General features: G+C 37.3%; 11 protein-coding genes. All 11 read right to left on the reverse strand.

Annotated features, from left to right (window positions below; translation table 11 throughout):
- Nucleotides 1–556: 556 nt before the first annotated feature.
- Nucleotides 557–1,399, reverse strand: coding sequence for an alpha/beta hydrolase (locus LVD47_RS00335; RefSeq protein ID WP_236973518.1), 843 nt, complete (start codon nt 1,397–1,399; stop codon nt 557–559).
- Nucleotides 1,400–1,532: 133 nt separating this feature from the next.
- Nucleotides 1,533–2,417: a sugar phosphate isomerase/epimerase family protein gene (locus tag LVD47_RS00340; RefSeq protein WP_236973519.1), complete on the reverse strand. Its 885-nt coding sequence runs from the start codon at nt 2,415–2,417 to the stop codon at nt 1,533–1,535.
- A gap of 109 nt (nt 2,418–2,526) precedes the next feature.
- A complete protein-coding gene (locus LVD47_RS00345) occupies nt 2,527–3,348 on the reverse strand; it encodes an SDR family NAD(P)-dependent oxidoreductase (RefSeq protein WP_236973520.1) in 822 nt (273 codons plus the stop codon).
- 2 nt (nt 3,349–3,350) lie between these two features.
- A complete protein-coding gene (locus LVD47_RS00350; protein ID WP_236973521.1) occupies nt 3,351–4,379 on the reverse strand; it encodes a zinc-binding dehydrogenase in 1,029 nt (342 codons plus the stop codon).
- 25 nt (nt 4,380–4,404) lie between these two features.
- A complete protein-coding gene (locus tag LVD47_RS00355; RefSeq protein WP_236973522.1) occupies nt 4,405–5,103 on the reverse strand; it encodes an orotidine 5'-phosphate decarboxylase / HUMPS family protein in 699 nt (232 codons plus the stop codon).
- Nucleotides 5,103–6,374 (reverse strand): AGE family epimerase/isomerase, encoded by a 1,272-nt coding sequence (locus tag LVD47_RS00360; protein ID WP_236973523.1) that lies wholly within the window; start codon nt 6,372–6,374, stop codon nt 5,103–5,105. The genes LVD47_RS00355 and LVD47_RS00360 overlap by 1 nt, the downstream gene beginning before the upstream one ends.
- Nucleotides 6,352–7,530, reverse strand: a complete 1,179-nt coding sequence (locus tag LVD47_RS00365) for an MFS transporter (protein ID WP_236973524.1) — start codon at nt 7,528–7,530, stop codon at nt 6,352–6,354. The genes LVD47_RS00360 and LVD47_RS00365 overlap by 23 nt, the downstream gene beginning before the upstream one ends.
- A 122-nt stretch (nt 7,531–7,652) precedes the next feature.
- Nucleotides 7,653–9,971 carry a GH92 family glycosyl hydrolase gene (locus LVD47_RS00370; RefSeq protein ID WP_236973525.1) on the reverse strand — a complete coding sequence of 773 codons (2,319 nt, stop codon included), beginning with the start codon at nt 9,969–9,971 and terminating at the stop codon, nt 7,653–7,655.
- 14 nt (nt 9,972–9,985) lie between these two features.
- Nucleotides 9,986–11,344 carry a sulfatase-like hydrolase/transferase gene (locus LVD47_RS00375; protein ID WP_236973526.1) on the reverse strand — a complete coding sequence of 453 codons (1,359 nt, stop codon included), beginning with the start codon at nt 11,342–11,344 and terminating at the stop codon, nt 9,986–9,988.
- Between the two features lie 21 nt (nt 11,345–11,365).
- Nucleotides 11,366–12,829: a sulfatase gene (locus tag LVD47_RS00380; protein WP_236973527.1), complete on the reverse strand. Its 1,464-nt coding sequence runs from the start codon at nt 12,827–12,829 to the stop codon at nt 11,366–11,368.
- A 155-nt stretch (nt 12,830–12,984) separates the two neighbouring features.
- Nucleotides 12,985–14,427: a RagB/SusD family nutrient uptake outer membrane protein gene (locus tag LVD47_RS00385; RefSeq protein ID WP_236973528.1), complete on the reverse strand. Its 1,443-nt coding sequence runs from the start codon at nt 14,425–14,427 to the stop codon at nt 12,985–12,987.
- Nucleotides 14,428–14,445 lie beyond the last annotated feature (18 nt).

The raw sequence follows: 14,445 nt of genomic DNA on the forward strand, positions 1-14,445 counted from the left end.
TTGCGGTATATAAAATACACATTGGTTAAGATTGCGGAATAGGGGTTTTGTCCAGAGTTTTTTAAGGTTACTAAAATAAGTGTAACATTAGATCATTAATTGTAACAAAGCTTGATTAGCTATTACCAATATATTTCTTACATCGTACGTACATAACATAAAGTTTATTAGTCACAAAATTGCGAGGATATATCCCCGCCGGAAGCAGATTATAATTTAGACTTTTTCTCAAGACAGTCTTACAAAGTATAGTTTTGAGTGAATCAATGATCCCTTCAACGGTTCCCTACAGTCAAATTAACTTCGTTACCGATCTAACAATAATACCGGGATCCTATATTCATCAACTACATTAGGAACAATTTTTACAATATTTTTCAATCTAACATTATAGATTCTCTTCCGTGAGAAATTCAGTAGATAAGGTAAGATCTATTACATTCCTGTCAAAGACCCTCTATAAAATCTAAAGAATAATACGCTCAATTACACGTAAATCTCCAAAGTGTCTTTAATTTTGCTAATTCGTAAAAAATGGATACTTTACCCCGCCAACTTATTCCATCTCTATTGTTGGCGCTCCTACCAAATACCCAAGGGAACCTAAAAATTTATCCATTTCCTTAACTGTATCCAGATAATTCATTTGATGAGTGTAATTAAAAAATCCATGAGATTCATTTTTATAGAGAAACAGATCACATCTGCTACCTACTCGTTCCATAATTGTTTTAAAATATTTCATTGTTTCCACCGGAATCAACTTATCATTCATACCAAAAAACACTATTGTAGGAGGTGCTCCTTTCCGGACATTGTGTAAAGGAGAAAAGTTTTTATAAAATTCACCTATTCGATCAAAACCATTTCCTCCGGGACCATTGTCTATAACGGGATTAAATAGGACCAATGCATTAGGAGTACAACTTACCGACAAATCTTCGCCCTTTTCATTGTAATTTTCTATTAAAGCCGTGGCAGCAGCTAAATGCCCCCCAGCTGAACCTCCAGATGCTATTATGCGATTTGAATCTACCTTATACTCATTTGCATTTTTTCGAATATAGCGAATAGCTGACTTGGCATCTTTTAATGATTCAAATGGAGTAGTCCCATGACGACTTTTCATCCTATAATCAGCCACAAAGCAAACAATCCCTCTTGATGAAAAATATTCAGCATGTGGGTGAAACTGTTTGGTACTACCTACCTTCCAACCACCACCAAAAAAAAATACCATCCCTGGATATGAATCACCATTTTCAAAATCATTCGGCAAGTAAATATTCATCGAAAGCACTATAGTATCAATCATTTTATAATTTCTCTGGAGATCCTGAGCGTTGGAAATAAAAATAGAACTTAAAAATAAGATCAGAAAGGAATTTAGCTCTCTCATGTTAACTTCAATTGTCTTTATATATAAAAAATTTATTATCATTTGCAATTCCCGTTGGTATTATAGATCATCATCAGACCAAGTGTACTACAGATAAGTTACGCATCCAATGTAAACCAATTAAGAATCAAAGTCATCTCCAATATTCTCTGATTTTATTATTCAAAAATTGTACGCTTCGTTCTAGCTGATCCATGCCGTCCACACCGTCCTCAATACTGATCCAACTGTCAAAACCCACTCGTTTTAATTCACTAAAAATGGCGTCGTAGTCATTCAATCCTTTTCCAATTTCACCATGGCTTAGCCTCTTGGCATACCCCAAAGCTCCGCCTTCTTCTTTTCTCAAATCTTCTAATGTTCCCTCTTTCAGATACCGGTCGCTGGCGTGCATGGTGACAACGCGATCAGAAACTCTTTTTAGTAGTTCCAATGGGTCTTCTGCAGCCAGATATGTATTACTGGGATCATAGTTTACTCCAAAATTTGGATGGTGAATCCGGTCTACAAGGGGACAGAATATCTCCATTTTTTGAGCAAATTCCGGGTATTCCCAAAAATCATCTTTATAGTGATTTTCGATTATTAGAGTTATCCCTCTCTCTTCTGCATAAGGGAGGCAAGCTTCTATGGATTCTACCGCATAATTAATACCTTCTTCTATCGAGAGTTCGGGGCGTTTTTGCCCGGAAAGAACCCTACAATATGAACCTCCCAGTTCGTGCGTCATTTCGATCCAGAATTTTTGTTTTTCTATTTCTTTCGCTCGGAATTCGGGATCCGGATGGGTGAAATCCGGAGAGCAACACATCATTGGTATTTCTTTTCCATGGCCTTCTACCTGTTTGCGAAATTCACTCCAGTTTGACCGGTCCTGCATTTCGATAAATCCAGAGTACCACTCTAATCCGTCAATATCTAATTGAACAGCTAATTCGATCCATTCGGACAATTTCATAGAACCATCTTTGCAAAGGGCCTGCATAAAGGCTTTGGGAAATGCAGCTAATTTCGGCATAATCGTTTAATTTTCAATATCCAAATGACAAATAAATTCTAATTAATCAAGACACCATTGACAATTTCTGTGCTCTTGTTCTCGTGTTTATCATTTAAAATTTATTTGATTATGTTTTCGGGGATTCATCATTTCCTCTAGCGGGTATTGTAACTTCATCCTTGGGGGCATTCCTACCCAATAGTGGATACTGTTCCAGTTCAACGGTTTGTCCGGTTATCGGCCCACTTTCTTCAGATAGCCAGTAAATGACTGCAGCTGCTATCTCTTTTGACCAAATAATACGACCAGAAGGAGCAAACTCTTTTGGAAGATATGTATACCAATCGTACGGCAGATTTTGACTTCTCTTTCTCTCAATCTCCTTTTCAGTAAGTACCCAACCGGGGTTTATTTGATTGACTCGAACACCTGCCTCTCTAAATAAGGCATCACCTAAATTTCGTGTCATTGTCATCATAGCACCTTTACTCATGCTATAAGCTAATAAATTAGGTTCTCCACTCCAGGCATTTACAGATCCAATATTGAGAACACTTCCTTTTGATTCTGTCAAATGTGGTAAAGCTGATTTTATCAAAAGGTAAGGTGCGAAAGTATTTACAGAAAATACGTCCTCTAATAATTTTAAATCTGTATTGTGTATATCAGACGCAGGTACCCAGGCAGCATTGTTGACGATGGCATCCAACGTGCCATAGGAATTTATAGCAGCATTGACAAGCCTTTCAGCTGATAATGGGTCTGTTAAATCATCCAGGTGTAATATTCCATTTTCTTCACCGATTTCCTTTATAACATTTTCGCCGGCTTTTTTTTCACGCCCGTGAACTATGACCTTTGCACCTTCGGTAACACAACGCTGGGCAATGGCCTTGCCAATCCCTGTCGTACTTCCGGTAATAATTATTACTTTGTTTTTTAATCGCATACTTAAACGGGTTTTAATATACTTTTTACTACTTCTCCTTTGTGCATTTTTTCAAAAGCTTCGTGCCAATCTTCGATACCCCAGACTCCTCCAATTATAGGTTTTACATTCAGGGCTCCACTTGTAAGCAAAGCAATTACACGTTCCCAAATCGGCCAGTTGTGACTAAAACTCCCCTGCAAAGTAGCATTTTTTTGGACCAGCGGATCCAGAGAAAATCCCAACGGATCTTTTCCCCAACCAACTTTGGAAATATGACCATTAGGTCGGACGAGATTAATGGCATTTTTAAGGGTGATACTTACTCCTGCTGCATCAATTACCATATCTGCTCCCAATCCATCTCTCTCAAAAGCCCATGGGGTAGCGTCTTTTATAATTGGAGTACATCCATAGTTTTCTTCTGCTATTTTCAATCTTCCCTTGTCTGCCTCCAGTCCGACAATCGCTACTTCGGCTCCGCATAACCGGGCCATTGCAGCACACAGAATACCTATAGTACCTGGTCCGAGAACGACTACCCTGTCGCCGGGTTTGATATTTCCATTTCCAACAACAGCATTAAATGCTACACAACAAGGTTCAGTGAGGCAAGCTTGTTCGAATGACAAAGAATTTGGTACATTGTGCAGGCACCTAGCGGGTACTTTTACATATCGAGTCATGGCTCCATTGACACCATAACCAAACCCTTTACGGGTTGGGTCCAAATTATATAATCCTTGTTTGGTCATAGGGTTTTCTTTGTCAATAACCGCTGCAGTTTCACTAACTACACGATCACCCTCTTTCCATCCTTTTACATTTTTACCTAAAGCAGCGATATGACCTCCAAATTCATGTCCTAAAACAACAGGATAATTTACGGGCCAACTGTGGTCTGCTGTCCATTGGTGAAGGTCACTTCCACATACCCCTACATTGGCTACTTCCAACAAAACATCCTCATTCCCTATTTCAGGTCGGGGAATTTCTCGTATCTCTACAGATCCTTTTTCAGGTGCAAAATTTACTACGGCAGCTGAATTCATATATTCTAGTTTTTAATTTTCTGGTTTATATTTTGACATCCCCGTAGGCATGTACTTTTTCGCATATTAATCGAAGCGATCCCTCCAGGTCTCCATCTGCTGTTTTGAATGCGTCTGCGTCTATTGTCAACGGTGCACCCAATACTACTAAAGGCGCTCCATATTCCGGACATTGAATAGCTTGCTCAAGAGAAAGACCTCCAACAGCCTGAACTGGGACATTTACGGCCTTCACTACTTCTTTTAATTGATCAAGAGGACTTGGCATTCTGTTCCCGGCAGCAGCGATTCCTCTTCTTTCATCATAACCTATATGGTGAATTACGTAATCACACCCTAAATCTTCTAACCTTTTTGCACCCGCTACCATATCAGGACAACCAAGGTTATCTCCCATTACCTTTGCGCCAAAATCCTTACCTGCCTGAACAACACATTTGATAGTTTCTTCATGAGCCCTGGCCATAACCACTACATGAGTAGCGCCTGCTTTTGCCATCATTTCTGCTTCCAGGTATCCTCCATCCATTGTCTTTAAATCTGCCACAATAGGAGTGTCCGGGAATGCTTCTCTCATTTTCCGCACCCCGTGGAGTCCTTCCGCAAGAATGAGAGGTGTACCTACTTCCAGCCAGTCTACACCAGCTTTCATTGCAATTTCTGCTGTTTTCAGGGCTTCATCTATATTGGTCAGGTCAAGTGAAATTTGAACAATTGGTTTCATTACAATACTTTTAAAATTTTATTTATCCGATTGATACATTGTATCATAGATCTGACAGTATGGTAATTTATTTTCCAGGAATGTCCCATATGCCTCCATATTGGCTCACCTCCCCTTGTTAGTAAAGGATACCATTCACCTACATTATGATTAATAACTCTGTCAAATACAAATCGATGTACATTTTTGTAAGCATCCCAATATTTATCTTCATGATAGATAATGAATCCATCCAACAAAGCAATTAAAACCTCTGCCTGCTGCCAAAACTCTTTTTCTCTATCATATACCCCCCCAGAATGAGGGCCTTCTACATATACCCCCCCATTCTTTATATCAATTCCATTCTCCACTGTATGGTCTAAAATAGTTCTTAATGTCTCTTTGTATTGATCTAAATCAACCTCTAAAATTTCCAAAGCATGTATCAATAACCATGCAAATTCCGCATTGTGTCCAAAACAAGTATTATCTGTTGCATTTCCTTTCTCCCCATCTTCCGAAAACCTGTCCCACCCCCAAATTATGTCAAACTTAATTTGAGGGGCTACCGACCAATCTTTATAGAATTGTGGTATTCCCGTTTTATAAACAGGATGGATCATTCGATCTTTTAACAACTGAATGCATTCAATTAATTTTCTGCGATGTACCTCTTCTCCCGTACTTTCATATAAATTAGTAAAGGCTTCCATTAGGTGCATATGTACATCCAATGTTTTACGATCACCGCCCTGATTTCCCGGTCCACACAAAGTCCAATCCCTGTTAAACATTTCCCAATAACCTCCATAAAATGTGTCTGAACAATACTTCTGTAGAAGATCAAATACCTTTTTTGCATATTGTGTACCTATGGGATCATGAGTTGCAAGAGAATATTCAGTCAAAGCATATATAGCAAAACTATGGCCATAGATTATCTTTTTATTGTTTACCACTTTTCCTTTCCGGTTAACCATCCAATAAAACCCACCTTCCTGTTCATCCCACATCTTGCTAACCATAAAATCAATCCCATGTCTAACTAATTGATCAATATTTCCTTTGTCATACCCCGAACGAAGTGCTGAAGATAATGTATAGAGGCAACGCGTTTGTGCAATTAATGATTTTTCATCCTCTCCGGTATCTTCACCATTTTCATCAAAGTGCGTATTATACCCACCATTCTCTTTATCGATAATACGGTCCGTCCAGAAAGGAAGAAGCTCGTCATACAAATGATTTTCTATCTCTGTCTTATACTTAATTACTTCTTGCATATCCATACTTGTATTTTTTTAAAGAGTAAATTCCTAACCCAACCAAATAAGTCATGGCTACTATTAGAACAATTAAACTTTCCTTTACTCCAATGTTAGTGCTAATTTGCCCCATTATAGGCGGTAAAACCGCACCCCCGGAAATAGCCATAATCATTAGGCCTGAAATTTCATTTGACCGTTTGGGCAAATGTTCAATAGCTAGAGAAAAAATTAAAGGAAACAGATTGCCAGAACCAAGTCCTACCATAAATATTGCAACCTGAGTCATGATTAGAGTAGGAGCCATCATTATACTTACAAGGCTTGTCAATGCAATTATTGAAGTTATTAGCAAAAAAAATTGGGAAGAAACCCAATTTAATATTACAGCACCCAACAACCGGCCTATCATTAAAGCTAAAAAATAAAGGCTAATTCCTAATGAAGCATTTTCCAAGCTAAGCTCAAACCGATTCATTAAAAAATTGGCTATATTTGAGTTCATCCCTACATCAGCTCCTACCAACATAAATATGCCCAAAACGAGTGCCAAAATAAATCTGTTTTTGAGCAAAGAAAAACAACTACTAAAAGTTGCTGGTTCCTCTTTCGATTTCATCTCAGGTATCCTCGTTGAATAAAGCCATATAGCTGATAAAAATGAAGTAATGGAATATATTGCGAAAACCAGTTTCCAATCTCCAAACTGAATAGCCACAAAGGTTGTTATAATAGGCCCTAACAAAGAAATACTTGCTTTCAAAAATTGAGAAAAGCTCATGTAACTTGAATATTTTTCCTTAGGGGATACATCATAAAGCAATGGATTGGCAGATACATGCACTATAGTATTCCCGATCCCAAGAAATACAAAAGCTATCATTATCAAAGGAAAGGAATAATAAATAACAGGGATTAGCATCCCCAGTCCGGTAATAAATATACCAAAATTAAGCATTCTCTTCTTTCCTAACCTATCCTGAAGAATTCCCGCAGGAACTGCTAATACAAAAAACCAGAACAAAGCCATTGAGGGAACCAATTGTGCGATATCATCTGTAAGATTAAAATCTTGTTTAATAAAACCCGTAGCCACACCTACAATATCATCAAAACCCAAAATAACGAACGAAGTAAATACAGGAAGGGACTTTGAAAGCAAAAATTTAGATTTTTTCATTTGAAAATTTTACAAAAATTTATACAGCACTAACACTGATGATTCGTAAACATTAATTTTCTTAAAACATACAAAAGACACTGTCATATTAAATGGGTAATTTAAATGTTACAATTCCCCATTTATTCAACACCCCATTCTTTATTGGGTTCTTTGCCCAAAGTAATTTTAAGACGACCTCCTTTACTAAATTCCTTATGCGTAAACCAAAATTTATTTAGCGCATCACCATTTAACTCGGCATTTTGTATATAAATATTTTCAGGACTATTATTCTCTGTTTCAATAACAAATGAATCTCCATCATAATAATTGCTATCCAGATGTATGGTTATTTTATCAAAAATAGGACTTGTTATTTCGTACTTAGGATTTACATTGGCCCCTCCTTCTATATCGAATAAACCAATTGCCATTAATACACCTAAGCCACCCATTAATCCCTGGTCTTCATCACCCTTATACCCCCCATACGGAGAAACGTCACTATATTCTTCCTTAATCTTACGCACCCAATATTGAGTTAACCAGGGTGATCCCGCATGATTAAACATGTGTGCCATGGCTGTTCCCGGTTGATTGCAGTAATCCGTCCAATTTGCATCTATTCTTTTATTCTTAATTCTACAAAATCCTGAAGGTTCGGAAATTCTAAATTGACTATCAAGCCTTTCTACAAATTCTTCCGTCCCTCCAAATAATTCAATTAACCCAAGTATATCGTGAGGAACATAATAAGAATAAATAGCAGAATTACTTTCACAAAATCCATGCAGATTCAAGGGATCAAAATCTACAATCCAATTACCACTCGTGTCTTTGGGATGTATATAGCCGGTAATTGGATTCCATAGATTCTTATAATTTTGAGATCGTCGTTTTAAATTCAAGTAATCCTCCTTTTCCCCAATTCCTAATGCCATTTGTGAAAGGCACCAATCCTGATAAGCATACTCCAATGTCATGGATGCATTTGCATGGGTATGAAAACCATTAAGGTTAGATCTCCCATCCGGTACATACCCCTTTTCTATATACAAAGACATCCCTCCTCCTGAGGGATTCTGCCCAAATTCATATCCCGCACGACTTCTGATACCTCCCGGAAATGCATTTTTCTTCAGTCCTTCGTAGGCCAAATCAATATCGTAATTACGAATCCCCTTATTATAGGCTGCTGCAAAAAAGGAAGAGGCCGGATCTCCGATCATAACATAGGAATAATTTCCCCCCGTAGATCCGCGTGGTATCGTTCCTCCATTTTTATAGATATCGACCATTGTATTACAAAACGCATCCATAACCTTCGGATAAGCCATTGACCATAGTATATTAAGCGACCAATGACTCCCCCACCAGGCATCAAAATTATGGTGAGGAAATTTAGGTTTTCCTTCTTTATTCAAATCTACCTGTCTTATTATCGGGTAGTCTCCTCTGCGATCCATATATTTTCCATTCACATCACTAACGATTCGGCGACCTAATAATGCATGCCATAAATCCGTATAAAATTTAACCTTTTGTTCTTTCGAGCCCCCTTCTATTTCAATCCGGCTTAACCAAGCGTTCCATTCATCGTAAGAATTTTGTTGGGCTTCCTCAAAATCCCAATGGTCTAATTCAGATTCAAGATTTAGTTTGGCCTGTTCAACACTCACATAAGATATTCCTACTTTCAGCAACACTTCCTCCTTTTCTTCAGTTGAAAATTTTATAGCTAACCCAGAATTAGCTCCAGCCACTCTTTCAATAGGTCCATTCTTTACAATCTCTCCATCTTTCCATGTTATTATCCTTTCAAAAGGTTTATTAAGTCTAGCGTAAAAATAAACCGGTGTCTCTTTTGGACGGCGTCTTATACCTTCCATAATTTCATACCCGGCAATATCTGTTTCATTAACTTTCCATGCTTCAGAATAAATAGTAGCCCCATGACCGACCTGGGCACCTCCATCAAATAAAATATAGCTGTTTTGGTTTTTTGGGAAAGTGTATTTATGGAAACCTACACGAGTAGTAGAAGTTAATTCAGCCTGAATTCCGTAATCATCCAATTGAACTTTATGATAGCCCGGTTTAACAATTTCATTTTCATGTGTAAATCTGGATTTATAGACTTCTCCTCCCTTGTGCCCTTGAAACTTTCCAACAGTCGGCATAACAGCAATACCTCCCATTTCCCAGGCATGAATATGACTAAAGCATTGGATATGTTCACTATCATAAAGATATCCTGCCCCCCAATCCCCTTCAGGATTAGTATCCGGGCTTAAATTAACCATACCAAAAGGCCGGCATGCTGAACTAAAAAAGAACCATCTTGCTCTTGGGGCTCCAGTATCAATGTAGGGATCGACCAAATTTACCGGACGAATATCTTGTGACCAAATTTCAGTAATTGTCAAAAGAAATAAAAGAAACAGTAAATTATATTTCATTAAATTATATTTTTTCAGTTATTATAAAATTCAGCATCATTGTTAACAGATTTTTCCCAATCGTTTAGTTTGCTATTTAATTCTTTCACAATCTCCGGCTCATTATTTATTAAATTATTAGATTCACTTTGGTCGAGTTTAAGATTATATAAATATTGTTTAGGACTGTCAATTTCTTCAATGAGTTTCCAATCTCCAGAACGAACTGCTCTGTACTCAGTGGGTATATTTCGAATCGGGCCATCAATCCTCCTCCAAAAAAGCGTTCTTTCTACTTCCTTCTCGTGCCTCTTTAATATTGGCATTAAATCAATACCATCTTCTTCATATTTATTGCTATCTACTCCAGCAAGCCTTAGAAAAGTAGAAGTCCAGTCCATAGTGATTGCAACCTGGTCAGAAGTCTCACCTTTTGGTAACACTCCTTTCCATTGAGCTATACAAGGAACTCTAATTCCCCCTTCAAAAAGATCTCCTTTATATCCTCTCAAGGCCCCATTTGATACATAAGGGGCATAATGAGCTCCTCCATTATCCGATGTAAAAACAATTAAGGTCCGATTGCTTAAATTCAATTCAGAGATCTTTTGTAAAATGCGACCTACGGTAGCATCAACACTTTCCACCATCTCAATATATGTTTCTGGATTACCTTCTTTCTGCCAGGATTTATGTTTCGGTTTTACTACTTTATCCTGGTCATTTGGTCCTAAATAAGGAAAATGAGGTGCAAGATGGGAAAGGAATAAAAAGAATGGAGAAGAGCGATTTTTCTCGATAAATCTTAACGCTTCATCTGTAATAAGATCCGTAGTATATCCCTTTCGATTAATAGAATCATTACCTAACCACAAATCATGTACGCCTATTCTGTCCATATGGTCAAAATAGTGATGATTCCCTCCTAAAATTCCAAAGAAATCATTAAACCCTTGTTGCAACGGCCTGCGATCATAATCATATCCAACATGCCATTTGCCAAAAAGCCCACAATCATATCCTTTTGATTGTAAATCATTTCCAATCGTTCGGCCTTCAATGGGCAATCCCCTCCCCATTTCTTGATAATGCAACGCATCATCAAGTCCAATACGTTGTTGGTATCGTCCTGTCAAAAATGCCGCACGGGTAGGTGAACAAATCGGAGCATTTGCATAAAAATTAGTAAACCGTACGCCATTTTCAGCTAATTTATCAATATTGGGCGTTTCAATATCCAAATTACCATAACAACCCAATTCACCATATCCGTGATCATCTGTCATGATAAAAATGATATTCGGTTGCTTTAGTATATCGTCCTTTTCAGAACTACAAGAAAATGCAATTACTGCTACAAGTAAAACAACAATTTTTAAAAAGTAATGTCTCATGATAAATTTGATTTACAACATTTATTTTCTCTCTTCATATTTGTAGTATTTAGGATTCAATTCTGAAGGAACTGTAGCGTCGATACTTTTCCGCCAATCCTTAAGTTTTTGATATAGTTCTTTGACCTTCTCCGGCATTTTGTCAACTAAATTATAACTCTCCCCTATATCCTTTTCAAGGTTATATAGTTCCAGTTTGTTATCCTCAAAAAATTCAATTAATTTATAATTGCCAGAACGGATTGCACCCACTGGTCGGGATCTGTAAGTCCCTTTCTTTGCTTCCAAATAACACGGGAAGTGCCAGTAAATTGCTTCCCTGGAAAATGTTCTTTCATCCTTAAACAATGGAACTAAGCTTTTGCCATCAAGAGCCAATGTAGGTGGTCGCTGGATACCGACAACATCCAGAAAGGTTGGTAGGAAATCAACACTATTAACCGGAACACTGCATTGGCGATTTGTATCAATTTTCTCAGGCCAGTAAAATATTAATGGTACACGAATCCCCCCTTCATAATACATTCCTTTTCCACCTCTTAAAGGCTCGTTTGAAGTAATTCCACTTTGTCTCCAAAATATATTATCATTTCTGTACCCACCTTCACCTCCATTATCAGAATAAAAAACTATTAAGGTCTTCTTGTCAAGGTTCAACTCCTCAATCTTTTTTACAATCTTTCCTACTGCTTTATCGAGGCTATAGATCATGGCTGCATAAACAGGATCATTCTGCCCATTATTAGCTTCCTTGACTTCAAAATGTTTTATATCTTCTTCTTTTGCCTGAATAGGTCTATGAGGAGAATAACTTGCAAAATATAAGAAAAAAGGATTCTGCCTATTTTTTTCTATAAACTGAGTAGCTTCTGATGCAAGTCGATCAGTAAGATACTCTCTCTCAGGTCCATCTTCCAACATAGGGTTACTATATGGACTAAAGTAAGATTTTGGGTGACCTGCATGCCAACCTCCAACATTGACATCAAATCCTTGTGACTTAGGTCCATAATGCGGATCATCTCCCAAATGCCATTTGCCGATAAGAGCAGTTGCATATCCTTCTTCTTTTAAAATTTCTGCAATGGTAACCTCTGAAGAGTCTAAGACCGGTTCGTTATTTACAACTTTTCTATTGAATATTGGAATTAATTTTCGAAGAGAATCTGGCCCCCGGTCTGGGTTTCGTACGGTATAAACACCATTCTTTGGAGAATATCTTCCAGATAAGAATGCTGCTCGTGTAGGAGCGCAGTTAGCAGCACATGCATAAGCATCTGTGAATACCATACCTTTCTTTGCAAGATTGTCGATATTAGGGGTTTCATAATATTTACTTCCCATAAAACCAACATCTTTCCAACCTAAATCATCAGCCATAATAAAGACGATATTCGGAGAAGGTTGTTCTTGTTTTGCCAAACTGTCATTACACATAAAAGCCCCGATACTAATTAGAGGTAATAAGTTAAGAAATAATTGCATATAGATATAAAAAATTGAATTGCAACAGAAGAAAATATTCCTAAAAGTTATTTGAGCATAAATCATCAGCAAATAGGTTGTTTCACCCTTTATTCACCCCCTAATTCTAAAAGAACAGCATAACCAAAAAGCTTAAATAATACTCAATCAATTTCTTAGTATCCCGGGTTTTGAGGAAGTACATCTTCTCCCACTTTATCAATTTCAGATTGAGGAATTGGGAAAAGCAACCAACTGTCATCAGCATCTTTGCCAATATTTCGAAGAGCTTCCACAGCCTTTCCTGTTCTTACCAAATCAAACCATCTAACACATTCAAACATTAGTTCCGACCTTCGCTCTTTTTGTATCAGGGTTCTAAATGTGGATATATCAGGCACATCAGACCTAGTTAAAGAGTTTAAACCTGCCCGATTTCTTACTTCATTCAAAATTTCCAGTGATTGATCAGGAACAGAACCTGAGATTTCCGCTAGAGTTTCAGCATATAACAGGTACATATCCGTATATCTAATTAAAGGAAAATCCATTCCACTACTATTAGACTCAATATCATATAGATAATCGAACTTCACATTAATCCAGTGACCATCAACCCACTGATCTATGTCCAAAGCATGATAGCCGTTTACAATATTAACCTCCTTTCTCAAATCCCCATGTTCATAAGATTCCACTACGCCTGGTTCAAATGTTATATGACGTGCTAGAGGCCGATACTTGCCAATAAATTCTTCATATCCCGAGGCTTCTCCTTGATTTCCAGCGCTAAATAAAACCGACAAAATAACTTCTTTACCTTTTTCGTTTCCCCCATCCTCAGCAAAAATGTCAGAATATGATTCTGCAAATGAGTATGGACTGCTAAACAGGATATTTTCTAATAATAGCTTGGCATCCATCCATCTATCTTGATTATGAACTTGGCCACTAAGTGTAATATACACCCTAGCCAATTCTCCTTCAGCAGCATATTTAGTAATCCTCCCATAATCACTGCCCGGAACTGATGCAGGTAAATGATTTATCGCAAACATATAGTCTTCTTCTATTTGCCGGTAAATTTCAGATGGTTTCGCAGAAAACGTATTAACCGCTTCAAGAGAGCTAATTTCCGTGTCAACCAATGGAACAGAACCAAATAAACGTACTAATGCAAAATATGCTTCTGCCCTAAAGAATCTTGCCTCTGCTTGTATTCTGCTTTTAACATCACTTTCAAAATTCTTTTTACTTTCAATTTTATCTAAAATTATATTAGCGTTACTAACAACCTTATATAATCTATTCCACATACCAGCTGTAGTATTAAGAGTCCAATTATTTGAACTCACCTCATATCCAAGTTTTTGATTCTCTCTATCATAGGTATCACCTCTGAATTCAGTATAATAAGTCCATAAACCTGGATAAATACTTTGCCATGAATCATAGACAGATACTATTGCATTTTCAAAATCTTCCTGGGTCTGGTAAAATGAACTCACATTGGTTTGAGTTATAGGAGCTAGATCCAAAAAATCTTTACAGGAATATTGTAGAAATATTATATTAGTGATCAGGAATAATTGAATTTTATTAAATTGTATTTTATTCATCACATACGATTTTATTTA

This window comes from Membranihabitans maritimus (assembly GCF_021729145.1).
Lineage (GTDB): Bacteria > Bacteroidota > Bacteroidia > Chitinophagales > Saprospiraceae > Membranihabitans > Membranihabitans maritimus.

Bases quoted from the DNA above. Each gene is read 5' to 3' on its own strand.
- LVD47_RS00335 (WP_236973518.1), bottom strand. From the start codon at position 1,399: ATGAGAGAGCTAAATTCCTTTCTGATCTTATTTTTAAGTTCTATTTTT.
- LVD47_RS00340 (WP_236973519.1), bottom strand. From the start codon at position 2,417: ATGCCGAAATTAGCTGCATTTCCCAAAGCCTTTATGCAGGCCCTTTGC.
- LVD47_RS00345 (WP_236973520.1), bottom strand. From the start codon at position 3,348: ATGCGATTAAAAAACAAAGTAATAATTATTACCGGAAGTACGACAGGG.
- LVD47_RS00350 (WP_236973521.1), bottom strand. From the start codon at position 4,379: ATGAATTCAGCTGCCGTAGTAAATTTTGCACCTGAAAAAGGATCTGTA.
- LVD47_RS00355 (WP_236973522.1), bottom strand. From the start codon at position 5,103: ATGAAACCAATTGTTCAAATTTCACTTGACCTGACCAATATAGATGAA.
- LVD47_RS00360 (WP_236973523.1), bottom strand. From the start codon at position 6,374: ATGGATATGCAAGAAGTAATTAAGTATAAGACAGAGATAGAAAATCAT.
- LVD47_RS00365 (WP_236973524.1), bottom strand. From the start codon at position 7,530: ATGAAAAAATCTAAATTTTTGCTTTCAAAGTCCCTTCCTGTATTTACT.
- LVD47_RS00370 (WP_236973525.1), bottom strand. From the start codon at position 9,971: ATGAAATATAATTTACTGTTTCTTTTATTTCTTTTGACAATTACTGAA.
- LVD47_RS00375 (WP_236973526.1), bottom strand. From the start codon at position 11,344: ATGAGACATTACTTTTTAAAAATTGTTGTTTTACTTGTAGCAGTAATT.
- LVD47_RS00380 (WP_236973527.1), bottom strand. From the start codon at position 12,829: ATGCAATTATTTCTTAACTTATTACCTCTAATTAGTATCGGGGCTTTT.
- LVD47_RS00385 (WP_236973528.1), bottom strand. From the start codon at position 14,427: ATGAATAAAATACAATTTAATAAAATTCAATTATTCCTGATCACTAAT.